Source organism: Serratia sp. M24T3, assembly GCF_000257645.1.
GTDB lineage: Bacteria > Pseudomonadota > Gammaproteobacteria > Enterobacterales > Enterobacteriaceae > Rouxiella.
Genome location: NZ_AJHJ01000027.1, coordinates 1 through 23,403, shown reverse-complemented (window position 1 = coordinate 23,403; position 23,403 = coordinate 1). Strand labels below are relative to the sequence as shown.

Sequence of the window (23,403 nt, the reverse complement as noted above, 5' to 3'; positions counted from 1 at the left end):
AACCTAATCCTCATGCTTTTTACGATAGCTTTTGTTGGCTCCCACCGGCTGGGCAATCGACTGACGACGAGCAGGCATTTTCTTGGCCGTCGGTAGCAGCGGCAACGTGCGTTTTCTCGCGACGATCACCGTCATACAGCCGAGCGCAGGAAGATGCGCGCTAAGCAAACGTCCCCCCTGCCGATGCCATGGCAACACTTGAAAACGAGATTTAAACATCACCTCATAGTTGAGCAGGCTTAGCCAGTCGATTAAGCGTGTCTGAGTGAACATGCGGCTATTAAATGGCTGTCGCTTGCGGAAAAAAGGCACGCATTTGCCCATTCCCAGTAAACTGAATGGGGCAAAGCCACTCAACACCAGCCAACCATCGTCAATCAGCACTCTGTCGACTTCGCGCAGAATGCGGTGTGGGTCGGTGGCATAATTTAGCGTGTGGCACAGCAGGCAGGCGTCTACCGATTTTTGCTCAAAAGGCAAATAGTACGGATCGCCCTGCACATGCAGGCTTTCGCCCTCTGGGGCAACGTTGACCTGATGCGAGATCGGGCAGTCTTCGCTGTTGATTTCAACACTTAAATTTCCGATTTTAAGCAAATGAAAGCCGTACAACTTGCTCCACCAGGGTTGCAGTTGCTGTTCAAGCGCGGCACGGTAGTAATCACCACGAGGAATATCATTCCACGATGAAGGCACCACCAGCTTTTTATGAATTTGGGCTGACTTCATATTTTGTGTTCAACTTTCAGGCAATTGCTTAAGGAGTATGTCATGAATCTTATCAGTATTCCGGCGTTACAGGACAATTACATTTGGCTGCTGGATGACCAAAAAGGTCATTGTGTGATCGTTGATCCCGGCGAAGCAGCACCCGTGCTCAAAACGTTGGCCGAACGCAATCTGACCCCTTCCGCTATCATGTTGACTCACCATCACGGTGACCACGTCGACGGCGTTAGCTCAATTATCAAACAGTTCCCTGCTGTAAAAGTATACGGCCCAGAAGAAACTTCGAGCAAGGGCGCTAAGATAATTCTTAAAAATGGCGATCGGGTCGAAATTGGAGGGGTAAACTGGGCAATTTTTGCTACGCCAGGGCACACATTAGGTCACATTTCATACTATAGCGCGCCTTACCTTTTCTGCGGCGATACGATGTTTTCGGGCGGATGCGGAAGATTGTTCGAAGGGACGCCCGAGCAAATGTACCAATCGTTTCAACGCTTAGCTGAACTTCCTGACGATACGCTTGTCTGTTGCGCGCACGAATATACAGTCTCAAATCTTAAGTTTGCACGCTCAATTCTCCCAGATGATTCTGATATTTTGGTACATGAACAATCTGTGCTGGATAAGCGTAAAAACGGACAATCATCTCTGCCTACAACCCTAGGTTTGGAACGCAAAATCAACCTATTCTTACGATGCCATGACTCTGATTTACAAAACAATTTAAACCTTAACGGAAGCATTACATCTGACTGGCAGGTTTTTGCTCATTTGAGGCATCTCAAAGATACCTTCTGAACCTTTTAGTTGTCTTTTTTGACAGGGCAAAGTAGTATTGCTCGTCTTTTAAGCAACTATGACACACACATGAAGGCTAAAGCGATTATCTTCGCCTCAGTGTTGCTAGTGGGTTGCCAGGCGTCCAGGCAGGACGTCAAGGTACCCGAACAGCATGCACAGAGTTTGTCTTCGGCAAGTCAAAGTGAAGCAGGAGAGTACGCAGACGATGGGCAGTCGACATCGGCGCATTGGTTGGGCACTAGTGACCCCAATGCGCAAAAGAATCTGTGGAACTTCATTGGCGACGAGCTGAAGATGAAGGTTCCGGATAATTCCCGGATCCGTGAGCAAAAATTAAAATATTTAAAAAATAAGAGCTATCTCCACGATGTAACATTACGGGCAGAGCCGTACATGTACTGGATCACCGAGCAGATTAAGAAACGTAATATGCCGATGGAACTAGTACTGCTACCCATAGTGGAGAGCGCTTTTGACCCCAAAGCAACTTCAGCAGCCAACGCCGCTGGGTTATGGCAGATTGTGCCAAGCACGGGTCGAAACTATGGTTTGAAACAAAACCAGTGGTATGACGGTCGCCGCGATGTTGTGGCATCGACAACTGCTGCGCTTGATATGATGCAAAGCCTGAACAAAATGTTCGGCGGTGACTGGTTACTGACCGTTGCAGCCTACAACAGCGGTGAAGGTCGCGTGATGCAAGCGATAAAACAGAATAAAGCGAAAGGTCGACCGACAGATTTCTGGTCATTGGCGCTTCCTCGGGAGACGTCGATTTATGTACCGAAGATGTTGGCACTTAGCGATATTCTTAAGCATAGTAAAAAATACGGTGTTAGCTTACCGAAACCTGACGAAGACCGCGCATTGGCGCGTGTTGAAGTGGGCCAGCAGATGCAGTTAACTCAGGCGGCTGAGATGGCGGGCATGTCACTGACTAAGCTGAAATCGTATAATACCGGTTACAAGCGTAATGTAACGGCCCCTAACGGCCCTCATTACATTGTGTTGCCAAAAGCGCATGCAGATCAGTTTAAAGACTCTCTGGCTGATGGAGACATCAGTGCGGTGCAGGAAACAAAACTGGCGAGCAACAGCACGTCTGGCGCAGCTTCTTATAAGGTCCGCTCCGGCGACAGCCTGACAGGAATTGCAGCCAAACTGAATGTGAAGTCCAGTGACTTACAGCGTTGGAACAATTTACGCTCGGCGAGCGTGCTAAAAGTTGGGCAAACCCTGCAAGTGGCAGACAGCGGCGTTAGTGGCAGCAGCGACAGTATTACTTATCAGGTGCGCAAAGGTGACTCGTTATCGAGCATTGCCAAGCGCAACGGCGTGAACATCAAAGATGTGATGCGCTGGAACACGGGTCTGGACAACCTCCAGCCGGGCGAGAAGCTGACACTCTATGTCAGCGGCAAGCAGAGTCCTGACAGCTGATATTACTGTGAAATACTCGCTGTGATCGTTAGTAAAAGCACCTTCGGGTGCTTTTTTATTACCTGAAATTCAACGAATTTTCATAACACTCACAAGTTAAGAAATAATCCCCTTCCAAGTTTAAATCTGCTAAAGAAACGAGTTGAATCAGTGCGAAAACCGACCCTTTAAATAAGATAACTCCACACTGGCCGCTACTATTAAAATAATACCCTCCTTCATAAAATAATATTTACCGCCGCCATAATTTTAGCCTTGAAAATATCTCCCCCACGCCACCTCGCGTTGCAGAATATTATTTTCCAAAAAGTAAAACTCATAGGCCATATGCTCTTTATCCCTCGAAATTCTGTGATTAGAGTCACAAAAATATGACATTAGGAATCTAAGCTGCTATATCTAATTAACAGTGAGAAACAGACCCGACCAGATAAAACACTTAATGGAGAGGGGGTAGACAGTATTGCCGGCCTATATTTCTCACCTGCTACCACCTTGATTGGCCACCTATTTTTCCCCTCATACTCTTTCGCAAGGATGTATTTGAACCACTGATATAAAACTAGAAAATAAGGTACTTATGACGCAGATTAATCTAGAAAAGATTGAACCACTCTCGGAGACGCAGGGGGGCGAAAATAACGTTCCTGCCCAGGTTGAAAATAGTGAATCCAACAATTTTCTTAGCGCAGATGCGTTTCTCCTTACCGCCACAGGCATCGCTGCCATCGCTGGTTTTTTATATGGGTACGACACAGGGATTATTTCAGGCGCACTGCTGCAAATAACCCACGACTTCTCCCTCACAAGTCACGCGCAGGAAATGGTCACCAGCGCCATTCTTGTTGGTGCGGTTATTGGCGCTTTATGCTGCGGTAAACTGTCCAGCGTAATTGGTCGCCGCTATACCGTAATGACTGTCGCAGGTATTTTTGCCGTTGGCGTTATCGGCTCAGGTCTTTCTCCCACCGCTTTCTGGCTCGGTATGGCGCGTATCGTGCTTGGCTTTGCCGTTGGTGGAGCTTCGCAAATTGTTCCAGTATATATCGCTGAGCTGGCACCGCCGGCAAAACGTGGTCGACTGGTGACCTTTTTCAATATTTCTATCGGTATCGGCATCCTGACCGCTGGCCTGGTTGGCGCGTTTATGCAGGATATCTGGACTTGGCGCACGATGTTCTCGGTTGCTGCCATTCCGGCGCTGATCCTGCTTTTCGGCATGCTGCCTATGCCCGAGAGTCCGCGCTGGTTAGTGGGTCAAAAACGAACCAAAGAGGCGCGTATTGCGCTGAATATGGTGCGTGAGACTGACCGCGAGGTTCGCCATGAACTGCGAAATATTCAAAAAGTGCACGATAAAGTCGAGCGTAAAAGTGTCGCAGGCTGGAAAGATTTAAAACAACCCTGGATGCGCCCTGCCCTGTTTGCTGGTCTTGGAGTTGCCGCCTTTACCCAGCTTTCGGGCATCGAGATGATGATTTACTATACCCCGACCTTCCTGACCGATGCCGGATTTAGCCGTGCAGCGGCATTGCACTCCGCGCTGGGCGTGGCTGTGATCTATCTGGTGCTGACAATAATCGGCAAGTTGGTGGTTGACCATGTTGGCCGCCGTGCATTGACGCTGTGGATGATGCCAGGCGCGATCATCAGCCTGTTCCTGCTGGGCCTGATGTTTATGCTCGACAGCCATGGTCAGCAATACGGCTGGTTAATCGTGACTTGCCTGTTTGCCTTTATGGTGTTTAATTCCGGCGGGATTCAGGTAATCGGTTGGTTACTGGGTTCAGAAGTGTATCCGATGGGTATAAGAGAGAAAGCCACCAGCCTGCATGCTGCAACCTTGTGGGGTTCAAACTTGCTGCTGACCGCGACTGCGCTGTCATTGGTTAGCGTATTGGGAATTGGCGGTGCGATGTGGTTTTACGCCCTGCTTAACCTGTTAGGTTTCCTGTTTATCTTCTTTATGGTGCCAGAAACCAAAGGGCGCTCATTGGAGGAGATTGAAACTTCTCTGAAAGAGGGGCGTTTTTATCCTCGTCAGCAGAATAAAAAGTCCAAGGCAATGAAGCCGGTTGATGAGGCTGCCTAAAATTTAGATTAAATAGCATTGCTACCCCATGCCCCGGTCCAGCATCCGCTGAGCGGGGCATTTTTATAGCTCGATTCCCGGCGGCGGGCTCTGCGCCAGAAACTCGACCAGCAGTGGATTGTGATCTGAGGCACGAGTTTCAAGCACCTGCGCGCTGGTGACACTTAAACCACGATAAAAGATGAAATCCAGCGGTCGGCCAAAAGCGGTACGACGCAGATCGGCCGGGAAGCGAACCTCCTGCAAATTGACATTATTGGCGAAGCCGAATAGCGCATTAATACGTTGGCGGCTCCAGGCGTTAAAGTCACCCGCCATCACTACCGGGCCTTTGTGATTGGCAATTTGCTCGCCAATCGGGTCCAGCTGCTTACTGTAAACGTCTACACCAATACTGAAATTTACCGCATGAATATTGACCACCATTAACAAACGCCCATCCACCAGCGGATAAACCGTGACCAGCGCTGATTTTGCCAGGCGTAACAGAGGTTCACGTTCCCGCAGTGGGCAGCAATAGACCGGATGCGCGGCGGCAAGCGTCATAACCCCGGAAGGGTGTTGAGGCAAGTCAAAAGCCGGTACCTGATCGGCAGCAAGGTAATGTGACGTGGCAAAATGGATTAGCGCCGGAGTGGTTTGCGCCTCCTGCAACAGCACTAGCTGCGCATCTTTACCAAAGCTCTGCAATACGGATAGCCAGTCAGCGCGCTGCTGCTTAAAGATATTCCAGACCATAATCCGCAAGATGTTCGAATTGGGCAGTGCAGCTCCCGGCGGCAGATCCGGTCCCAGATGTGCGAGCACACCAGGGAATATTTGCTCGACCGGTTGACCTGCAACATACCTCATTGCATACGTTTTTTTCGGCACACTGTTAACCCATTCTACCCAGCGTTGTTTTTTGAAAACGAACGCTGGCGATATCAATATCGTGAATCTGCTGTGCGGAAAATTTCCCTTCAGCGGTATTTCTCAGTATACGCCGCCGTTGGGTAAGACCCAATTTGTTTACATTGGTATACATCCTGTAGGTAAAAAACCGATTTATCCGACGACTCATCAGCACTGATATGAGTAATGCGGACAGTATTCAGACAATTATCAGGTTTTACTCAGAGCATAAGAATTGGGAAAACTTGTGATTAAATGATAAAAACAGCCATAGTTGATAATTACTCATGCTGGAGAAGCAACAATGAAAGCAAGCTCAGAAGAGCTGATGGTGTTTGTGACTGTGGTGGAAAGTGGCAGTTTCAGCCGTGCGGCCGAGCAGCTTGAACAAGACAATTCAGTCGTTAGCCGAACCATTAAAAGGCTGGAACAGAAGCTTGGCATCCAGTTGCTTAACCGCACAACCCGGCAAATTAGCCTGACCCATGAAGGCGAACGTTACTTCACGCGAGTACAAAAAATCCTGCAGGAAATGTCGGCGGCGGAAAACGATCTGCTGGAGCATCGTAATGATCCGCAGGGTTTGTTGCGCATTGATGCCGCAACCCCGGTTATCCTGCATGTGCTTTCACCGCTGGTAGCAGAATTCCTTGAACGTTATCCCAAAATGACCCTGTCGCTCTATTCTTCCGAGAGCAATATCAATCTGATTGACCAGAAAGTTGATGTCGCAATTCGCGTCGGTGAACTGGAAGACTCAAGCCTGCGTGCTCGTAAACTGATGCTGAGCTACCGCAGCGTACTCGCATCTCCTGTCTATCTGCAAAAATGGGGAACGCCAAAAAGTGTGGATGATTTGGCTAACCACCGTTGTTTGGGATTCAACGAAGTTATGGCATTAAATAAATGGCCGCTGCTGTGTTCCGACGGTCAACAACTGACTATTACGCCGTTTATCAGCGCTGGCAGCGGCGAAACGTTGCGCCAGCTATGCCTGGCAGGGAATGGTATCTCCTGTTTGTCTGATTTTATGACTCACAAGGATGTCGTGAACGGCGATTTAGTCGAGCTGCTGGTACCTGACCTGATGCGAATAGCTATGCCGCTGCATGCGGTGTATTACAGCGATCAGTCAGTAAGCACGCGGATTCGCTGCTTTATTGATTTCCTGAGTGAAAAGCTGAGTTAAACAGGCTTTCTCTTGATACTGCCGATTTCATGAAAAAGCCCAAACCTGGATCAGGGCTTTAGCGTGATGGACCGTATAAACTCAGAAATAAATCAGGAAAAAATCAGTCCCAATCTGGCGCTAACCCTTGCGGACTGACTAAACGCCCGTCGCGCTCCAGTAAGGCAATCTGCGCCAAATCTTCAGCAGTCAACGTCAGTTCCTGTGCCAAAAGATTACTTTGCAGATTGGCACGCTTGGTCGATGAAGGGATAACCGCATACCCCAGTTGCAACGCCCAGGCCAGTACCACCTGAGCAGGCGTGGCGTTACGACGCTCTGCGATTTGAATGATAGTTGCCTCTTTTAACGCCTCTCCGTAGGCCAGGGTCATGTAAGAAGTAATGGCGATGCCGTGTTGAGTCGCGAATTCAACCACTTTATTATTCTGCAGGAACGGCGATAGTTCTATTTGGTTGGTGGCAATTTCTGCCGCGCCTACCGTGTCGATAGCTTCCTGCATTAGCGCCACGGTAAAGTTGGAGATGCCAATCTGGCGAGTCAGCCCCAGCGCCTTTGCCTTGACTAGCGCCTGCATGGTTTCTGCCACGCTGACCGCCTTGTTCGGCGATGGCCAGTGAATCAGCGTCAGGTCAACATAATTGGTTTTCAGCTTGCCCAGGCTGATTTTGAGGCTGTCAATCAGCGCATCGGCGGTTAGGTTTTCAATCCAAATCTTGGTGGTAATAAAGATTTCTTCACGAGGAACCCCACTTTCACTAATCGCCTCACCCACTGCGGCTTCGTTGTCATAAATTTGTGCAGTGTCGATAGCGCGATAACCCAGTTCCAAAGCCGTAGTTACGGAATCTTTGACAATTTTATCTTGTAAACGGAAAGTCCCCAGACCAAAGGCAGGTATGTTCATTTTTACTCTCTCAATGTTGTTGTCAATAATCTGTGACCCCGTGAAAGGGTCAATATGGCGAGAGTATGAACGGGGAGTTAATGGATAAAAATAGCCCTAATCGCATAATACTTTTGATTAATATGCAACAGTCTGGCAACTACTCTTTGTGCTGATAGCACAGCCAATCGATATCTGGAACGGCCACTAAACGCGTTACCAGGGGATCATAATGCAAGCACTCAATTTCTTTGACATCGCCAGGCAAAGCGAGAGCCAGAGAATTCCCATCCTGTAAACCATGGAACAGCCTACCCGTTGCTGAAGAAGAGAAAGTCTGCAGTTGCGGGTTAATACTCAACTCAGCCATGGCCCAAATTCCCGATCCCTGCTGTTTTAATGCGGCTTCACGCAGGCACCAGAGCTGCCAGAATGCCTCCTTGGGCTGGGGCTGATGGCTTATCCAACTTTGTTCTTCCACGCTAAAAACTGCTTGAGCCAAGCGCAGCATGTTAGGCCTATCACGATGAACCTCGATGTCGCAACCTACAGCCCCATGCTTTGAGATCGCCACCAGTAGCCGATTGCCACTGTGGCTCAAGCTGAACTCAGGCTGTGCTGGATCGGCAAAAACGGGTTTGCCACCGGGCTGGATAACAATTTCAGCCAGCGTTGACTGGTTGAAAAGGGTAAACATCAGCTCGGCGAGCAGCGCCCTGCCTGCCAAAAAAGTTGCTGCGCGCTGTGGGCTAAAGCTCTTGGCGGCGGCCAATATGGCAGAGGGTAAACGCGGTGAAAAACAAAGTTCGCTAACCAAACCGGTTGCCAGTGTAGTTTTCATCGTTATGGCCAACGACGGAATATAAGCGAAGTATTGATGCCGCCAAAGGCAAAGTTATTTGACTGGATAAATTCCGTATCAATTTGACGATTTTCGCCGATGATATAGTCCAGATCGCCGCATAAAGGATCCGGCTCGGTCAAATTAAGCGTTGGGAAAAATTGCCCCTCGTTCATCATCTCAATCGACATCCAGGCCTCCAACGCACCACAGGCACCCAAAGTATGACCAAAGTAACTTTTCAATGAGGATATCGGTGTCGTGCTGCCAAAAACTGCCGCCGTCGCGTTACTTTCGGCAATATCACCGCGGTCGGTCGCAGTACCGTGGGCATTGACATAACCGATTGCTGCAGGCGAGATCCCGGCCTGATTAATTGCTTTGGCAATACAGATTTGCATGGTTTCCTGCTGCGGCTGAGTGATATGCGCTGCATCGCAGTTAGTGGCAAAGCCGACAATTTCGGCGTAAATTTTTGCTCCGCGCGCTTGAGCGTGTTCCAGTGACTCAAGAATCAGCGTGCCGGCCCCTTCGCCAATCACCAATCCGTCGCGTTTTATATCGAAAGGACGCGGTGAAAGACTGGGTGTATCGTTTTGCTGGCTAGTGGCGAACAAAGTATCAAATACTGCCGCCTCTGAAGGGCAAAGTTCTTCTGCACCACCGGCAATCATCACCTTCTGATAACCGTGACGGATAGCCTCATAGGCATAACCGATGGCCTGACTGCCCGAGGTGCAGGCGCTGGAAGTCGGGATAACCCGCCCCTTCAAGCCAAAAAATAGCCCGGTATTTACCGCCGTAGTGTGTGACATCATCTGCACGTAAGTAGTGCCGGTGATGTTATTGGTATGCTGTTCAGTCAGCATGGTAGCAAATTCGCTGACCGGTTTAGTGCTACCGGTGGAGGAGCCGAAAGCAATTCCCGTTTCTCCGCCAGTCAGTATAGGGTTACCAATCAGACCCGCCTGTTCCAGCGCCAATTCAGTAGAACGCGTGGAGAGCAGCGATACGCGGCCCATCGAGCGGATGCGTTTACGGGTGTAGTGTTCCGGCAGAGTAAAATCGTCGATGGGCGCGGCGATATGAGTATTTAAGCCCTTGTAGATCAACCACTCATCCATATGGCGCACCGCATTTCGGCCTTCGAGCAGGCGTGCGGAGATTGACTCCCAGCTATTGCCGAAGGCGGTAATTCCTTTCATTCCGGTGACGACAACTCGTTGAATACTCATACCATACCGCCGTTAATCGAAATCACCTGTCGGGTAACATAGCCCGCGATGTCTGACATCAAATAGCTGGCCAAACCGGCGACTTCCTCTGCAGATCCCATGCGTTTCAACGGGATGATATTCATGGCGGCCTCTACGGCCTGCGGCTGCATGTCGAGCATTCCAGTATCAATCAGGCCAGGGGCGATACAGTTCACGGTAATCTTGCGCTTGGCCAGTTCCAGCGATAGCGCTTTGCAGGCGCCAATAATGCCTGCCTTGGCGGCGCTGTAATTGACCTGCCCGCGATTACCGGTAATGCCCGAAACGGAGGAAAGCGCAATAATTCTTCCCCCCTGTCGCAGGCCAATCATCGGCATGACACAAGGATGCAGGACATTATAGAAGCCATCGAGATTGGTATGAATCACGCCATCCCAATCTTCATCGGTGAGTGCGGGGAATGCACCATCGCGAGTGATACCGGCATTATTTACCACCCCGTAGTAAGCACCGTGCGCGGCGATATCGGCTTCAATCGCTACCCGACACTGCGAACGATCGCTGATATCGAAAGCGATCGTTCTAGCGCTGCCGCCCGCCTGGCGGATCTGTTCGGCAGTATGCTCTGCGCCAGCAAAATCGCGATGATAATGCACCACCAGGGTGAAGCCGTCTTTTGCCAGTTGAATAGCAATCGCCTGACCAATGCCCTTGCTGGCACCGGTAACCAATACTGAACGCGTCATGTGGCTGTCCCCTGTAATAATCTTTTTGCTTCTTCAGCTTCAGGCTGATAAGTGTTCAGCCTGGCCTGCACCAGCTGCGTATCCACCTGAGTTTGGCTATCTCTGGATGCAATGGTGCATTCAAAGCACGCGAGCTTGTCGTCCTTTAACAGCTGGCTGACGTGAATGACCAACAAGCTGCCCGCTGGAAATGCCGCAATACTGCATTTCATGCCGCGTCCGCCTAAAAGCATGCCAAGCTGCGGCTCACCCCCCTCTTGCTGGGCATGCCATCCATTCCACACGCCTACCGTCTGCGCCATCAATTCAATCGCAAACCACACAGGCAGCTGACCATGCTGGTCAAGAAATGATGCCAACAAACTATCGGCGCTGACTTTTACCTCGCAACAGGCGGAGTCTTTGCCGACATCGAGGACATTTTCCAGCATCACCATCGGTGCTTCATGCGGTAAATAATGTTCTGCGGCCAGAAAAGTCATCACGGTTTACCCAACAGAATGCTGGCGTTATTACCACCAAAAGCGAAAGAATTGGAGAGGATTACCGGTTTTTTCAGCCGCTGTGGCTGTAAAAGCAGGCCAAACGCTCCCAAACTGGTATCCAGCTCAGCCATGGAAAAATCCTGTGGCGGCAACGGCAAATCACGCTCCAGGATAAGCCATCCCAAAGCAGCCTCTGTCGCTCCGGCGGCTCCCAGAGTATGTCCGGTGAGATGTTTAGTCGAACTACAGGGCGTAGCGCCTGCAAATAGTCGCTGAATCACCTGCGCCTCTACCCGATCGTTTTGCTCGGTCGCGGTACCGTGGAGATTAATATAGCCAACATCCTGTGAACTCAGGTCAGCTTGTTCCAATGCCATGCGCATCGCCTGTTCCGCGCCTTCTCCCTGCGGATGCGGGGCCGACATATGCCAGGCATCAGAAGATTCGCCTACGCCCAGTAACGCCACCGCACCAGGTTCCCGGGTCAGCAGAATAAGCGCCGCGGCTTCACCAATATTGATGCCGTCCCGGTCGGCAGCAAACGGCGTGCAGCGGCCCTCAGACAATGCTTCGAGGCTGTTAAAGCCGTTGATTGGCATGCGACACAGGCTATCCGCGCCACCCACCAGCGCAACGTCAGCCAATCCAGATTCGATTAAACGCTGACCGCTGATGATTGCTCGCGCACTCGATGAGCAGGCGGTAGACAGCGTATAGGCCACGCCGCCAAGATCCAGCAGCTTGCTCAGAAACTGCGAGGGGTCGCCCAGTTCCTGCTGCTGATAGTAAAATTCGTGTGGGAAAACGCCCTCTGGCTGGCTAAATTTCACCGCATCTTCACCCTCGGAAATGCCAGAGGTGCTGGTGCCAAGGACTACCGCAACGCGATCTTTGCCGTATTTTTCGATCGCCCTCTCAACCTGTGGGCGTATCTGTTGCAGCGCGGCCATTAGCAGCTGATTATTGCGACTGCGATGACACGCAAGAGCTTGTGGCACTTCCGGCAACGCGCCTGATACTAGCCCAAGCCAAATGTTTTTTTTGCTGGTTAGCCATTGATCTTGCTGCTGCATACCCGGAGATTGCCGGGCGACAAGGTTTGCAGCGATCTCGTCAAGCTGTGATCCCAAAGCATTGACCATGCCGACAGCGGAGAAATAAATCATGCATCACCCCCGACGTTTTGAATCGCAATGTGGTAATGGAACACATGTTGGGTAATGGCCACCGGCTGCCGACTACTCTTTTGCGCGAGGTAATCAATTTGCATAATAATCTGCCCTTTATCGTCATACAGCGTGCGCTGGGCGACTGTATCTACTAGCTTCCAGCCCACCGGCAGCAAAGGTTGCCAACGGTTTATCGGCCAGTAGCTCAGCATGATATCTGCCAGTACCTGATTGGCAGGCGGCAGTTGCGCAATCTTAATCGCCTGCTCGGTGTGAATGCCGTTTTGATCGTAGAGCACTTTAAACAGGCGGATCCCTACCGGCGAAAGCCCCGCCAGCTGCAGAGTTTGTCCGTCGGCTGCCAGCAACACCAGCATCGATTGCTGTTTCCCGTCGACGGTGGCAGTCAACAGCTGTTGCTGTTCGAGCTTTTCATTAAGCTGTGGCGCTGGCAGCAACACCCGCACGCCAGGCTTTAGCCAAGCCTCCGGGCGCATATCAGGTTGAGAAGGCGTGGCGCATCCTGCGAGTAGCAGAGTGATTATCAAAAACAGCAACCTGCCTTTAATCATTTTTTTATTCCTCGTTTTTTCACCGGCAAGGTCAGCGGGGAAAGTAGAAAAGCGGTAAATATGCCGCTGCTGAGCACAATACCAAAACTGCTAATCGCCTGCGTTGAGCTGAACACCAACATGCCGAAAGTTAGCTGGGTGGTGACTACTGCCATAAAAATCGCAAACATCGAGGTTGTCGGCGTTCCCCGTGGATTGGTAAAGAACAGGGTGTAATTGATGCCAATTCCCAATACCAGAATCAGGGCCAGCAGCGAGAACAGATTTAAACTGTGCCCGCTCAGACCCAGCGCCGCGACACCCATTGCCAGCGATAATAGCGTTGGAATACAACAAATCAGCCCGTGCGGCCAACGAAAGCGCCACAGGTAAATCGCAGCGATAACACCGGCGGCCAATGCTAATAGCCAGGAAAGCATCACGCGGTATTGCGCGAACAGGTCGCTAAATTCGGTTTTACGATCGATCCAGCCGACACCAGGCAGCGATTGCGCCAATGATTGCATGGCGGCGCTGTCGGTAACACCGTTGACCGGCACCAGCGCTGCGCTGCGCCCGTTTGGCAAAGATAGCCACAATAGTCGCCAGCCTTGACTCACCACACTTTGCTGCCATTGACCGGGAGAGACCCATTGCGCTGCAATATCGGCAGTCTTTACGCTGATCCCCGCCTTTTGCAGCTCGGCAGCGACCTGCGGGGCTCGCTCGGTTATCAGAGCCAGATCGGCTTTTTGTCGCTGCATCGACGGCAACCCTAGCAGACGATAACCTGCCACCAGCCCCTGCTTTTGGGCGATGATTAATTTAGGCTGCAATGCTTCTACACGCTGCAAAGTCAGCTCTGCGCTTGAGCCGTAAACCACCAACCATTTCTGGTCGTTGGACTGCCCGGTCAGCGCGGCGATTTGTTGCTCTTGCTTGAGCAACTTGGCAGGCAACGCTTGCAGTTGCCCGATATCATCGTTGGCGTGAAGTTGCGACCAGCCAATTACCGCCAACACCAGTACCGCGAGCGGCAGCCCGATTCGCAACGCCTTCTGATTACGCCAGGCGTGCAACCAGCCAAGAATCAACGATATACCCGGCGTTGGGCCGACCGGTAGATGCCTGGAGAGATACGGATACCAGCAGATCACGGTAATACAGGCCGCGCTCAAACCTGCGGCGGCAAACACTGCCAACTGCTGCATGCCGGGGAAAGGCGCAATCAGCAGCATCAGATAAGCGACTACCGTTGTCAGCATCGCCATCGACAGCGCCGGAAACAGTTTTTTCAGGCTTTCCAACGGCGTGGACTGTGCGCCATGCACTCGCCGCTCGGTCAGAAAATACAGCGTGTAATCAGCGGAAATGCCGACAATGCTGGTACTGAGCACCAGCGTCATGACGTGGATTTCGCCAAATGCCAACAGCGTGCTTACCGTGCCAGCCAAAGCACCAATGCCAATCGATAACAGGCTCAAAAACATCGGCACTACAGAGCGGAACATCAATAAAATCAGAGCAAAAACGCCAATCACCGAGGCCAGCCCCAGCGTTGAAATATCATGTTCTGCCTGTTGGCTGGCATAATTGCTGTAGAAAACCGTCCCACGCTCCAGCACTTCAGCCCCCGGCCACTTAATCTGAAACTGTTTTTTCAATTCTTCGAGCTGGTCAACAATCTGCTTGCTGCTGGTTAAATCGTAGGACGATGCGCGAAGCTCGGCGTGAAGTAAGTACCAACTTTGCCCTTTACTGTCTTTGGCCACTAACCAGCCGTTATCCAACGCCATGCCAGCGCTGTTTTGCTGCTGTGCCATCTGCGACGCTCGCACCAATAACAGCGGATCGTTAGCCAACTCCTTGCCACTAACGCCAGCAAACGCAGAGTATACCTGGCCCATTATCCACTGAGACTGAGTGCTGGCGCCGCTGATTAATCGTGCGCGCGTGGCATCATCGAGCATTGCATTTCGATGCTGATAAAAGAACTGCCCCCACTGCTGTTGGTGGGCGTCATCCATCGGGCCTTCGACCTGTTGCAGCGCAGGCAGCTGGCGCAGGTGACTCAACCACCAGTTCAGCGCTTCATCTCGCTGCTCATTTTCAGGCGGGTTGACCAACCACATCAGCTGGCGGTCGAGCCGCTGACTAAAGGCCGCAGAAAGATCTGCTGGCACATCGGCCAGTTGCTGTTTGGGCAATAGTGCCAGCACGCTGCTGTTGACCTGACTGCGCGGTATCAGCCAAAACAGCGCGGCAATCAGCGCCAAACAGATTAGCAGCCAGCCGATAGCCAGCTGACGATGGCGTTCAGGAAGAAAAATGCTGCTTCTCGGCATCAGTTAAAGTCTTAGGCTCGGTACTTTGATTAAAGAAGCGAATTTTCGTGCTGTCGCCCTGCATGTCATTGATATCGATATTATTCAGATAATTTTGGCCCTCTAAAGTGATCGTTTTGAATAGACGGTTTAAAGGTGAGGTTTTAGGTTCAAGCACCAGCCTCCAGTTGCCCTGCCCAAGATCGCTGAAATTCAGGGTAAAGTTTTGCTCTAACGCCCGATGATCGGCATGAAAAAGCGCCGTTAGCAGCGAGTTAAACTGGAACATTTGCGGGTTATTTTGCGCTGTCACTACCTGCGGCGCCTGACCAGCCATAGTTTGCACCATTTTACTGTCTGTCAGTAACAGGCTCAGCGGAAAGGGTTTTTGTTGCTGCCACCAGAGACCATCGCTGCGTGAAATCAGCAAATTTCCGCTTGAATTGAGCTTCTGATCCATTCCGCTGACGCTGCGCTGCTGGCTAAATTCAGCGCGCAGCACCGGTTGTTGACTAAAGCGCTGCTGAAGCTGGTCGAGAGTCACGGCCTGTGCGCTTAAGCTAACTAAAGCGATAATTATTAATAGAAAACGCATCACTGACTGATCCCCATTTTATCGAATAAAACTGGCGGCGAAACAAAACACATCTCTTTGCTTTCGATGTGAACTGCAACTTGCAGCGTGTAGCCGCTGGTGGTGCGTTTGCCGGTTTGTAAATCGAAAATCTGATAGTCAATTCGCAAACGGTTTTCGAACTCTGTCACTTCCGCCTGCACAATAATCTGCTGCTCAAAGGTGACCGGCCCGCTGTACTTCACGCGCGTATCGACAATCGGCCAGACATAGCCTGAGGCTTCCATCTCGCGATAGCCGTAAGCAAACTGCTTAAGCAGCGCCTCGCGAGCAACCTCGAAATAGCGAAAATAATTGCCGTGCCAAACGACGCCCATGGGGTCAACATCGTGAAAAGGGATGGTTATCTCAACGCGTGTAGTGAAACGAGGAGCGGATAAACGCAGATCTTTTTTCTCGGCCATTTCAATCAGACTCTCTATCAACGGGCACATCTTCGGGATGCTGCCAAAAATCGTAAAAATTGAACCAGTCATGAGGTGCGAGCAGGATGTAATGCTCGAGGCGACGGGCATAGCTGTCGATAATACCCTGTAAACTTTGTTGCCGCGCCGCGCGTGGGATCAGCAGCGGATCGGCAAAGGGTTCAAAATAGATATTCAATTTTTTCTGCTGCATGATGCCAAACATCAAAAATACCGGCACGCGCAAGGCTGCCGCCAGAATGAAAGGCCCTTGCGGAAACGCCGCCGGAGAGCCAAGAAAATCGGAAAAAATCAGCCGCTGTTGCCCGCTACGCTGATAACCTCCCGCCGACGTACGATCGCCGACAATTGCCACCCATTCACCGCGGTCTAATCTTTCACGCAACAGAATGGCGGTTTCTGGCCCCATATTCGCCACTTGGATAAGATTGACGTTAGCCTGCGGATTGATTTCTTTCATCACCTGATTGAATCTTTCAGCGTGTTGAGTAAACACGAGCGCATTCACTTTCACATTCTGGTCCAACTCGCCAAGCGCGCGGCAGGATTCAATATCACCCAGATGGGAAGCAATAATCAGCGTGCCTTTTCCGGTCGCGATTTGCGCCTCACAGCGTCCATTATCGACCAGTATCGCATCGCGCCCGAGCAGCGTGTCACCCCGCCAAGTCGCCAGCTTACTGAGCATCGCCTCGCCGAAACGCATAAAATGCCGAAAACTGCTTAATCGATAAGGTAACGTGACACCGCGAGTCGCAGCGAAATCAGATAAACGCCGCAGGTAATCTTTAGATGCACGGCGCTGACGTGATCCGGACAGCCAAAAATAGCCAATGACTGGATAAAGCAGCAGTTGAAAGCTCTGCCGTCCCAGCACGCGATAAACGTTCATCATCAGGCGAATACCCCACAGCCCTTTACGCTCCTGGGTTTTAGACCAGTGAGGATCGCGGCTGGCGCTGTTGCGCAATCGCAGTAGTTTGGGGATCCGTGGCAACATGCCTAAAAAGAGCCGGGTATGCATCCATGAAATGCGCAGATTGTCTTTTAGCGCATCAAAATGCGACAGGCCGTCAGGTGGATAAATCACTTGAGTGGGAATAAAGCGGCTGCGCGTGCCTTGCCAATACAATCGCACCATAATTTCGGTATCGAAATCCATTCGCTCGCCAATTGTGTGCTGCTGCATCAGGGCCAGCGCCGGTTGCAGAGGATAAACGCGAAATCCGCACATACTGTCTTGCAACGAAAACGATAGAGTTTCGATCCAAACCCAAAAATGAGTGACATAGCGCCCATACAGACGTGATTTTGGCACCGAGTCATCATAAAGCGGCTTGCCAGAAATCAGAAACTCGGGGAATTCCTCGGCCTGTTTAAGAAGTTTGGGGATATCGCTCAGCTGATGCTGACCGTCAGCATCTACCTGCAAGGCATGACTAAAGCCCATCCTGGCGGCTTCGCTGATGCCCCTCATTACCGCCGCCCCTTTGCCACGATTTTGCGCCATCCTCAGTAGAGTTACCCATGGATACTGTGCGGTCAGGCGGTCGAGTTCTGTTGCCGTTTTACTGTCGCTACCATCGTCGACCACGATACAGGGCAAATTAAAAGGCTCAATTTTTGCTAACACCGCAGACATCGTGCCGCCGTGGTTAAAGCAAGGAATGAGAATACACGGGCGGAATGGCGCTTTCAGGGGCATAGGTTAATCTTCCCGCTGCTGGCCTGCCGCTCACCGCTATCGAAACTGAAAATCAGTTTATTTTTATCCTGAAGCCATTCTATCGATAGCGTTACTTTCTGCTCTGGCAACAACGGCCGCTGAAACTTGATCACGTCAAATCCGGCAAAATTATTGATTACGCCAAGATCCTGGCGGGCGAAATGCATCACCCAGTTGAGCTGACTGACTCCGGGTAAAATGGGTTGTCCGGGAAAATGTCCTTTAAACCAGAAAAGATCGGCAGGCAGCTGCAGTTCAAGCATCAGGCTATGGTCAAGACAGTGTTTACTCAATACCACTGGGAGCATCATAAGAACAGTTCCCGCAGTTCGGAGTAAATTATTTTACCTTGTAAATTCATGGGGATAAATTGAATCACACGCCAAAATCGCGGTATTGCAACAGGAGCAAGCCAGCCTCGCAGAGATTGGCGTAATCCCTGAGTTAATGCAGCCTGCGACTCTTTGCCTAGCAGTTCAGCCCCTGAAGCGCTTAGCACTATCACGGCAGCAACATAAGACCGACCTTTCTTCTCAATTTGCAGCACACAAGCCTTTGCTACTGTAGGAAGCTGACATAATCGCTGCTCTATCTCATCAAGGGAGAGTCGCTGTTCGGCAATCTTGACGATGCGATCCTGCCGACCCAGCAAATGAAACTGTCGGTTATTATCAGCTATTCGTAAATTATCACTTAACGGAATGCCTTCTGGCTGTGGGATTAATTCCGAGACTGCACGAGTAGGACTATTATTTTCGAATAACAGCTCGACGCCATCGAATAATTTCCACGGAGTTTCAGATAACCGTTGCTGCCGACTGGCAAGAATCCCTGTTTCACTAGTGCCGTAAATATCAACTGGACAGGTACCGCAAAGCTTCTGTACGTGCGCTGCGGTTTCGACAGAAAGAGGGCCTCCCGCTGAGAATACCTGCTGGCATTTTACCCTTTCGAGATGAGGGTCAAGTCGTTGTAAAAAGGCCGGACTACTGATGACAGTTAAAGGGAACTGCTGTGCCATGGCAATCAACTGCTCGTGGACCTCCAGATTTTCTGCGAAAAAAGGCACTCTCAGACTTAACGGCAGCATAAAACGAAAAGTGAGACCATACATATGCTGAGACGAGACGGTTGCAGCCAAACGTCCCTTACGCAGACTCAGGCCCCAGCGCTGGGCAAGCCAGCGGCTTTCAGTTTGCAAACTGGTTATCGTTTTCGTGATTTTTTGCGGTTTGCCGGTCGAGCCAGAGGTAAACAGCACCACCGAAGCCGTAGCAGGAAATTCAGGCAATGGAATGAGACTGTCGTTTTCAGTAAACGAATTTTCATCCGAAAAAGTAATCGGGAGCAACAACGTTGGGCACGGCAGGCTTAGCGAACAGTCTGTCAGCAGTGCGTCGAACTCGGACAGCTGCTCTTCCAAAAGCGATTGGCGCTGATGCCCCGGCAGCACAGGTATTTTGCCACAATAAAGGGTCGCCAGCATCGCCACGGCAAAGTGGTAACTGTTATCAAAACACAGTGCCCAGCGTTTATGTGGCAGGTTCTTTAGGCGCTGAACCAACTGACTCACGTCAAAACGAAAGTCACTTTGCTGCCAGCGCTGTGTACGACTCCAGGCAACTAGCGAGTCGGTATCGGCTATTGAAGTCAGCCATTGTTCCATCGGCAGTATTAAACACGCTGGATCCATCTTCTGACTGTCCATTCAATACCCATTAATAAACCGATCAGCAGATAGCTGATACCGCCATTATATAAGGTCCAAACCGCTATATCCCCGAAAAGGCAGGTAAAGAGTGCTATGGAACCATTAATGATGAAAAAAGCACACCAGACTTGCGTCACTCGCCTCGTATATTTAACACCTCGGGGCGGCAAATCAGGCTGAGAGAGTCTGGCCAGTCGCTCCACGATTGGGGGCGAAACAAAAAGCGAATAACCAAATAACAATAGCAACAGGGCATTCACCACTACCGGATAATAGAGCAGCATTTGCGTTTCATGCAGCAGCCAACTGGCAGATCCAAGCGCAATGCCCGTAATCGCTACTGTCCTTCCCAAAGTGGTCAACTGGGTTAGTTTCCCGCGAAAAGTCAGCAAGCGGAGAATAAATATCATTACTAGAACTGGCGCAAGAACGCTCTCCCCCCAAGTTTTCAAACCCAGCCAAACCACGAGCGGATAAGCAATGACCACGGTTACCGTTATCACTTGCAAACAGGCTGACAGGCGAGAACTTGGAGTTAAACGACCTTCAGTCATTGTCTGATTACTGTTGTTCGGTTTTGATCAGTACGTCAATGGCGTCAACGACATCTTGAACTGTTTTCACAGATTTAAAGATTTCAGGCTTGATTTTCTTGCCGGTGATTTTTTGCAGGTGCACCACCAAATCGACAGCATCGATACTGTCTAAATCGAGGTCTTCATACAGTCGCGATTCTGGCGTGATGTCATCAGCATCAAGCTCGAATAACTTGACTAAAAGTTCGCTAATTTGTTGATAAATTTCTGGCTTCTGCATACAACCTTCTCAGGAAATTTTGTTTCGTTTAAATACTATTTTAATTTTTGATTGATAAAGCGTGCGAGCGTCGCAACCGAATAAAAATGCTGGCGCATCTCTTCGCTTTCGGCCGAAAGTACAACGCCATATTTATTTTTCAGTGCAAGGCCTAATTCCAGAGCATCAATGGAATCCAGACCTAAACCATCGCCAAATAGCGCCGCTTCAGTGTCTATTTCTTCCGGCGTCATCCCTTCAAGATTGAGGGTATCGATGATCAGAATTTTGATTTCGTTACTTAGTGGATCCATTGCTTATTTCTCGTTATTTTTCAACACTAACTCAGAACGCAGATGTTGAGTCAATCGTCTTGCTGCCAAAGCCAACGAAGCGTCACGGGCTTGTATAAAATCCTGGGGTATTACTTTGCTTTTAACTGTAATTACAAACTGGGGTTTAACCGGCGGAACATTGTACCATCGGCCCCGTTTGGTTAGCATGGGTGGTTCACAGGAAATAGAAACTATACGAATCTCACATCCAGCCCTAAGCGCAATATTGGCTGCACCTCGTTGTAAAACAGGCGCTTCTCCAGGAATTGTTCGTGTCCCTTCTGGAAAAATAAGAATCGTACCACCTGCTTGCAGTCTCTCCTTACAGGCATTCAGCAAGTCTTCAGATCCTGAGTTAATCAGATACCCGGCTGACTTAATGACGCCACTGACAAAAGGATTTCTCAGCAACGCCTGTTTGACGATACAGTCACAACGCGGCATGCAGGATGCCAGTAAAACATAATCCAGCAGGCTAGGATGGTTAGCGACTATCAGACAACCTTTATCTTGCTTAAAAAGATCTGCGCCGACAATACGATAATTCATTACACCGGCTAGACGTAGTGAGTTAAGAAGCAGCTGAAAACTCTTTTTTATACTGTTTAAAGTCATCAAATTAAGCTTTTGTGGATCTTTTATAAACAACCGCAACAGGGTAAACCAGATGATAGAAAGGACTAATCCGCCAATTCCGAAAAATACAAAAAATATCCCGGTTGCTAACCAGCGCCACAGGCGGTTTATCAGGCTGGCTCGTTTCATGTCATTTTTTCCGGTATTTAATCCTTGCGGTTCCACAGCCACTGACCGGATCCCGCACTAATGCAAAATGCGCTGTCGTTTTGCAGGTAATGTCTTATAAAACTTAAGCTCTGCGGCAAATCATCAACCTGAGTTTCAGCGATACGCTGGCAACTAAATTGCTCGCCCAGAGACAATACCAGCGCAATACAGTAAGGCGAATAGCTAGTACTGCTCATATAATCATAAGGTTTGGGAACGATGCCATCGAAATCCACTAATAGGACTTTATTTACCTCTTTTACAGATAGCATGGCCCGCGCTTCAATCATACCCTGCTGGAAACTGTCTTTTCCGGCAGCTAATGAGGTGACCGGCAAGGTATTTTTAGCAGTAATAGTCACCCAACCGGCAGCGGTATTGTGGACTGACATAGAAAAATCTGTGGGTGAAACCTGTTGTTCCTGGGCTAGCGTCTGAAGAATTTTATAGGTTCTTTCAAGCTCGCCGTGACGACTGGTAAACACGGCCCTGTCTATTTGATGCCTTTCCAGCAATGCTAATGAGGTGTCTACCGCCAGGCGGCTAACCAGGCTCATTCTGCGCGAAGACATCATTGGGATACGCTGGCTCTTTTCTATTTCGCCACAGAATCTACTCTTTTCTGGTAAAAATGCCCACCGCAGCCAGGCTTCTGAAGTGCTGACTCCCGGTGCAATTGCCTGCCAGTCAAGTACCGATAATGAGTAATTCATGTGACCTCAGGCTTTGGAATCTTAAGTGTCTAACTTCAGACTGTATTAGATTTCTTATCTGCTTGCACTCGTAATTGCGAATAATCCTAACCCGAGATTTATTAAATATGATCTTAACAGGATCTTGGTAAGAAAATATCAATACTCTATTATTTAATAAACTATAAACTTAAAAATAAGTATAATTTTTGATTAATTTCTCAAGTAATTAAAATTAAAGAATTATGTTTTAATTATGTTTATAAAATTGGCTTAAGGGATAAAGTTTTTAAGTTTAAATTTTATTAAAACGTCAAAAATCTTATCGAAAGAGGAAGAAATGGGGATGAACGCGCGTATTTTTCAGATTTAGAATGCAAAAAACCCTGAGCCTTTCGACTCAGGGTTATGCAATTAGTGGCGGAACGGACGGGGCTCGAACCCGCGACCCCCTGCGTGACAGGCAGGTATTCTAACCAACTGAACTACCGCTCCACCGGTTCTTTCACTCACAACAGACAATCGGTCTGTTATCAGTTTGTCTTCGTTAATATTCCTTGTCAGGGGAATTGAAGACTAATTTGATGCCTGGCAGTTTATGCATGACTCCGTCATACACCCTTCGGGCCGTTGCAAGCAACGTGCTAAAAGCGTTGCTTTTAGTCCTACTCTCTTCTCGAGCAGGCAACTGCTCTACTACTACACAGTACACTTTCTAATTTGATGCCTGGCAGTTCCCTACTCTCGCATGGGGAGACCCCACACTACCATCGGCGCTACGGCGTTTCACTTCTGAGTTCGGCATGGGGTCAGGTGGGACCACCGCGCTACTGCCGCCAGGCAAATCTTGGTGCTAGAAACGATGCTTTTACACTGCTGCTGCGTTGGCCGCCTTCGCGCAATCTCGTCACATACCCACGTATGCTCCTCATTAC

General features: G+C 49.9%; 25 protein-coding genes, 1 tRNA gene and 1 rRNA gene. 5 read left to right on the top strand and 22 right to left on the bottom strand.

Annotated elements, in window-relative coordinates; all coding sequences use genetic code 11:
• Positions 1–3: 3 nt before the first annotated feature.
• Positions 4–729, bottom strand: coding sequence for a class I SAM-dependent methyltransferase (locus SPM24T3_RS17705; RefSeq protein WP_009638169.1), 726 nt, complete (start codon positions 727–729; stop codon positions 4–6).
• Between the two features lie 42 nt (positions 730–771).
• Between SPM24T3_RS17705 and gloB the strand changes: the two genes are divergently transcribed.
• From gloB to SPM24T3_RS17690, 3 genes are all read left to right on the top strand, one after another.
• Positions 772–1,527 carry a hydroxyacylglutathione hydrolase gene (gloB, locus tag SPM24T3_RS17700; protein ID WP_009638168.1) on the top strand — a complete coding sequence of 252 codons (756 nt, stop codon included), beginning with the start codon at positions 772–774 and terminating at the stop codon, positions 1,525–1,527.
• A gap of 69 nt (positions 1,528–1,596) precedes the next feature.
• Positions 1,597–2,970: a murein transglycosylase D gene (mltD, locus tag SPM24T3_RS17695; RefSeq protein ID WP_009638167.1), complete on the top strand. Its 1,374-nt coding sequence runs from the start codon at positions 1,597–1,599 to the stop codon at positions 2,968–2,970.
• 580 nt (positions 2,971–3,550) lie between these two features.
• Entirely contained in the window at positions 3,551–5,062 is a 1,512-nt protein-coding gene (locus tag SPM24T3_RS17690; protein WP_009638166.1) for a sugar porter family MFS transporter, read from the top strand.
• Between the two features lie 63 nt (positions 5,063–5,125).
• On the opposite strand, the gene SPM24T3_RS17685 is transcribed toward SPM24T3_RS17690, so the two are convergent.
• Positions 5,126–5,935, bottom strand: coding sequence for an endonuclease/exonuclease/phosphatase family protein (locus tag SPM24T3_RS17685; RefSeq protein ID WP_037379059.1), 810 nt, complete (start codon positions 5,933–5,935; stop codon positions 5,126–5,128).
• A gap of 31 nt (positions 5,936–5,966) precedes the next feature.
• On the opposite strand from SPM24T3_RS17685, the gene SPM24T3_RS25535 reads away from it, so the two are divergent.
• Both SPM24T3_RS25535 and yafC read left to right on the top strand, forming a co-directional pair.
• The gene (locus tag SPM24T3_RS25535) at positions 5,967–6,134 is read left to right on the top strand and encodes a hypothetical protein (protein ID WP_157135329.1); all 168 of its coding nucleotides are present in this window, start codon (positions 5,967–5,969) and stop codon (positions 6,132–6,134) included.
• A 126-nt stretch (positions 6,135–6,260) separates the two neighbouring features.
• The gene (gene yafC / locus SPM24T3_RS17680) at positions 6,261–7,145 is read left to right on the top strand and encodes a DNA-binding transcriptional regulator YafC (RefSeq protein WP_009638164.1); all 885 of its coding nucleotides are present in this window, start codon (positions 6,261–6,263) and stop codon (positions 7,143–7,145) included.
• A 103-nt stretch (positions 7,146–7,248) separates the two neighbouring features.
• On the opposite strand, the gene dkgB is transcribed toward yafC, so the two are convergent.
• The 20 genes from dkgB to rrf all read right to left on the bottom strand — a co-directional run bounded on the left by dkgB (position 7,249) and on the right by rrf (position 23,309).
• Positions 7,249–8,052 carry a 2,5-didehydrogluconate reductase DkgB gene (gene dkgB / locus SPM24T3_RS17675; RefSeq protein WP_009638163.1) on the bottom strand — a complete coding sequence of 268 codons (804 nt, stop codon included), beginning with the start codon at positions 8,050–8,052 and terminating at the stop codon, positions 7,249–7,251.
• Positions 8,053–8,191: 139 nt separating this feature from the next.
• Positions 8,192–8,872 carry a 4'-phosphopantetheinyl transferase superfamily protein gene (locus SPM24T3_RS24330; protein ID WP_009638162.1) on the bottom strand — a complete coding sequence of 227 codons (681 nt, stop codon included), beginning with the start codon at positions 8,870–8,872 and terminating at the stop codon, positions 8,192–8,194.
• Between the two features lie 2 nt (positions 8,873–8,874).
• On the bottom strand, positions 8,875–10,107 hold the full coding sequence (locus SPM24T3_RS17665; RefSeq protein ID WP_009638161.1) for a beta-ketoacyl-ACP synthase: 1,233 nt from the start codon (positions 10,105–10,107) through the stop codon (positions 8,875–8,877).
• Positions 10,104–10,835 carry a 3-ketoacyl-ACP reductase FabG2 gene (locus SPM24T3_RS17660; RefSeq protein ID WP_009638160.1) on the bottom strand — a complete coding sequence of 244 codons (732 nt, stop codon included), beginning with the start codon at positions 10,833–10,835 and terminating at the stop codon, positions 10,104–10,106. The genes SPM24T3_RS17665 and SPM24T3_RS17660 overlap by 4 nt, the downstream gene beginning before the upstream one ends.
• Positions 10,832–11,317, bottom strand: a complete 486-nt coding sequence (locus SPM24T3_RS17655; RefSeq protein WP_009638159.1) for a 3-hydroxy-fatty acyl-ACP dehydratase — start codon at positions 11,315–11,317, stop codon at positions 10,832–10,834. The genes SPM24T3_RS17660 and SPM24T3_RS17655 overlap by 4 nt, the downstream gene beginning before the upstream one ends.
• Positions 11,317–12,486: a beta-ketoacyl-[acyl-carrier-protein] synthase family protein gene (locus SPM24T3_RS17650; RefSeq protein WP_009638158.1), complete on the bottom strand. Its 1,170-nt coding sequence runs from the start codon at positions 12,484–12,486 to the stop codon at positions 11,317–11,319. The genes SPM24T3_RS17655 and SPM24T3_RS17650 overlap by 1 nt, the downstream gene beginning before the upstream one ends.
• Positions 12,483–13,061 carry a DUF3261 domain-containing protein gene (locus SPM24T3_RS17645; protein ID WP_009638157.1) on the bottom strand — a complete coding sequence of 193 codons (579 nt, stop codon included), beginning with the start codon at positions 13,059–13,061 and terminating at the stop codon, positions 12,483–12,485. The genes SPM24T3_RS17650 and SPM24T3_RS17645 overlap by 4 nt, the downstream gene beginning before the upstream one ends.
• A complete protein-coding gene (locus SPM24T3_RS17640; RefSeq protein ID WP_009638156.1) occupies positions 13,058–15,385 on the bottom strand; it encodes an MMPL family transporter in 2,328 nt (775 codons plus the stop codon). Before SPM24T3_RS17640 ends, SPM24T3_RS17645 begins: the two co-directional genes overlap by 4 nt.
• Positions 15,357–15,959, bottom strand: a complete 603-nt coding sequence (locus SPM24T3_RS17635; protein ID WP_009638155.1) for an outer membrane lipoprotein carrier protein LolA — start codon at positions 15,957–15,959, stop codon at positions 15,357–15,359. The genes SPM24T3_RS17640 and SPM24T3_RS17635 overlap by 29 nt, the downstream gene beginning before the upstream one ends.
• Positions 15,959–16,402, bottom strand: coding sequence for a thioesterase family protein (locus SPM24T3_RS17630; protein WP_009638154.1), 444 nt, complete (start codon positions 16,400–16,402; stop codon positions 15,959–15,961). Before SPM24T3_RS17630 ends, SPM24T3_RS17635 begins: the two co-directional genes overlap by 1 nt.
• A 1-nt stretch (position 16,403) precedes the next feature.
• Positions 16,404–18,128 carry a glycosyltransferase gene (locus SPM24T3_RS17625; RefSeq protein ID WP_009638153.1) on the bottom strand — a complete coding sequence of 575 codons (1,725 nt, stop codon included), beginning with the start codon at positions 18,126–18,128 and terminating at the stop codon, positions 16,404–16,406.
• Positions 18,119–18,460 carry a hydroxymyristoyl-ACP dehydratase gene (locus SPM24T3_RS17620; protein ID WP_009638152.1) on the bottom strand — a complete coding sequence of 114 codons (342 nt, stop codon included), beginning with the start codon at positions 18,458–18,460 and terminating at the stop codon, positions 18,119–18,121. Before SPM24T3_RS17620 ends, SPM24T3_RS17625 begins: the two co-directional genes overlap by 10 nt.
• Entirely contained in the window at positions 18,457–19,842 is a 1,386-nt protein-coding gene (locus SPM24T3_RS17615; RefSeq protein WP_037379043.1) for an AMP-binding protein, read from the bottom strand. Before SPM24T3_RS17615 ends, SPM24T3_RS17620 begins: the two co-directional genes overlap by 4 nt.
• Positions 19,824–20,414 (bottom strand): hypothetical protein, encoded by a 591-nt coding sequence (locus tag SPM24T3_RS17610; protein ID WP_009638150.1) that lies wholly within the window; start codon positions 20,412–20,414, stop codon positions 19,824–19,826. Before SPM24T3_RS17610 ends, SPM24T3_RS17615 begins: the two co-directional genes overlap by 19 nt.
• A gap of 7 nt (positions 20,415–20,421) precedes the next feature.
• Entirely contained in the window at positions 20,422–20,676 is a 255-nt protein-coding gene (locus SPM24T3_RS17605) for an acyl carrier protein (protein WP_009638149.1), read from the bottom strand.
• A 35-nt stretch (positions 20,677–20,711) separates the two neighbouring features.
• The gene (locus tag SPM24T3_RS17600) at positions 20,712–20,969 is read right to left on the bottom strand and encodes a phosphopantetheine-binding protein (protein ID WP_009638148.1); all 258 of its coding nucleotides are present in this window, start codon (positions 20,967–20,969) and stop codon (positions 20,712–20,714) included.
• Positions 20,970–20,972: 3 nt separating this feature from the next.
• Positions 20,973–21,755, bottom strand: coding sequence for a 1-acyl-sn-glycerol-3-phosphate acyltransferase (locus tag SPM24T3_RS17595; protein ID WP_009638147.1), 783 nt, complete (start codon positions 21,753–21,755; stop codon positions 20,973–20,975).
• Positions 21,756–21,772: 17 nt separating this feature from the next.
• Positions 21,773–22,489 carry a beta-ketoacyl synthase chain length factor gene (locus SPM24T3_RS17590; protein WP_009638146.1) on the bottom strand — a complete coding sequence of 239 codons (717 nt, stop codon included), beginning with the start codon at positions 22,487–22,489 and terminating at the stop codon, positions 21,773–21,775.
• A 397-nt stretch (positions 22,490–22,886) separates the two neighbouring features.
• Positions 22,887–22,963 (bottom strand) — tRNA-Asp (locus tag SPM24T3_RS17585).
• A 230-nt stretch (positions 22,964–23,193) separates the two neighbouring features.
• A 5S ribosomal RNA gene (rrf, locus tag SPM24T3_RS17580) occupies positions 23,194–23,309 on the bottom strand.
• Positions 23,310–23,403: the final 94 nt, after the last annotated feature.

What these genes read in the sequence shown, in the direction of transcription:
- SPM24T3_RS17635 (WP_009638155.1), bottom strand. Translation starts at nt 15,959, where the DNA reads ATGCGTTTTCTATTAATAATTATCGCTTTAGTTAGCTTAAGCGCACAG.
- SPM24T3_RS17645 (WP_009638157.1), bottom strand. Translation starts at nt 13,061, where the DNA reads ATGATTAAAGGCAGGTTGCTGTTTTTGATAATCACTCTGCTACTCGCA.
- SPM24T3_RS17605 (WP_009638149.1), bottom strand. Translation starts at nt 20,676, where the DNA reads ATGCAGAAGCCAGAAATTTATCAACAAATTAGCGAACTTTTAGTCAAG.
- SPM24T3_RS24330 (WP_009638162.1), bottom strand. Translation starts at nt 8,872, where the DNA reads ATGAAAACTACACTGGCAACCGGTTTGGTTAGCGAACTTTGTTTTTCA.
- mltD (WP_009638167.1), top strand. Translation starts at nt 1,597, where the DNA reads ATGAAGGCTAAAGCGATTATCTTCGCCTCAGTGTTGCTAGTGGGTTGC.
- SPM24T3_RS17665 (WP_009638161.1), bottom strand. Translation starts at nt 10,107, where the DNA reads ATGAGTATTCAACGAGTTGTCGTCACCGGAATGAAAGGAATTACCGCC.
- SPM24T3_RS17630 (WP_009638154.1), bottom strand. Translation starts at nt 16,402, where the DNA reads ATGGCCGAGAAAAAAGATCTGCGTTTATCCGCTCCTCGTTTCACTACA.
- SPM24T3_RS17650 (WP_009638158.1), bottom strand. Translation starts at nt 12,486, where the DNA reads ATGATTTATTTCTCCGCTGTCGGCATGGTCAATGCTTTGGGATCACAG.
- SPM24T3_RS17705 (WP_009638169.1), bottom strand. Translation starts at nt 729, where the DNA reads ATGAAGTCAGCCCAAATTCATAAAAAGCTGGTGGTGCCTTCATCGTGG.
- SPM24T3_RS17610 (WP_009638150.1), bottom strand. Translation starts at nt 20,414, where the DNA reads ATGACTGAAGGTCGTTTAACTCCAAGTTCTCGCCTGTCAGCCTGTTTG.
- SPM24T3_RS17595 (WP_009638147.1), bottom strand. Translation starts at nt 21,755, where the DNA reads ATGAAACGAGCCAGCCTGATAAACCGCCTGTGGCGCTGGTTAGCAACC.
- SPM24T3_RS17640 (WP_009638156.1), bottom strand. Translation starts at nt 15,385, where the DNA reads ATGCCGAGAAGCAGCATTTTTCTTCCTGAACGCCATCGTCAGCTGGCT.
- SPM24T3_RS17625 (WP_009638153.1), bottom strand. Translation starts at nt 18,128, where the DNA reads ATGCCCCTGAAAGCGCCATTCCGCCCGTGTATTCTCATTCCTTGCTTT.
- gloB (WP_009638168.1), top strand. Translation starts at nt 772, where the DNA reads ATGAATCTTATCAGTATTCCGGCGTTACAGGACAATTACATTTGGCTG.
- SPM24T3_RS17600 (WP_009638148.1), bottom strand. Translation starts at nt 20,969, where the DNA reads ATGGATCCACTAAGTAACGAAATCAAAATTCTGATCATCGATACCCTC.
- SPM24T3_RS17690 (WP_009638166.1), top strand. Translation starts at nt 3,551, where the DNA reads ATGACGCAGATTAATCTAGAAAAGATTGAACCACTCTCGGAGACGCAG.
- SPM24T3_RS17615 (WP_037379043.1), bottom strand. Translation starts at nt 19,842, where the DNA reads ATGGATCCAGCGTGTTTAATACTGCCGATGGAACAATGGCTGACTTCA.
- SPM24T3_RS17590 (WP_009638146.1), bottom strand. Translation starts at nt 22,489, where the DNA reads ATGAATTACTCATTATCGGTACTTGACTGGCAGGCAATTGCACCGGGA.
- yafC (WP_009638164.1), top strand. Translation starts at nt 6,261, where the DNA reads ATGAAAGCAAGCTCAGAAGAGCTGATGGTGTTTGTGACTGTGGTGGAA.
- SPM24T3_RS17660 (WP_009638160.1), bottom strand. Translation starts at nt 10,835, where the DNA reads ATGACGCGTTCAGTATTGGTTACCGGTGCCAGCAAGGGCATTGGTCAG.
- dkgB (WP_009638163.1), bottom strand. Translation starts at nt 8,052, where the DNA reads ATGAACATACCTGCCTTTGGTCTGGGGACTTTCCGTTTACAAGATAAA.
- SPM24T3_RS17620 (WP_009638152.1), bottom strand. Translation starts at nt 18,460, where the DNA reads ATGATGCTCCCAGTGGTATTGAGTAAACACTGTCTTGACCATAGCCTG.
- SPM24T3_RS17655 (WP_009638159.1), bottom strand. Translation starts at nt 11,317, where the DNA reads ATGACTTTTCTGGCCGCAGAACATTATTTACCGCATGAAGCACCGATG.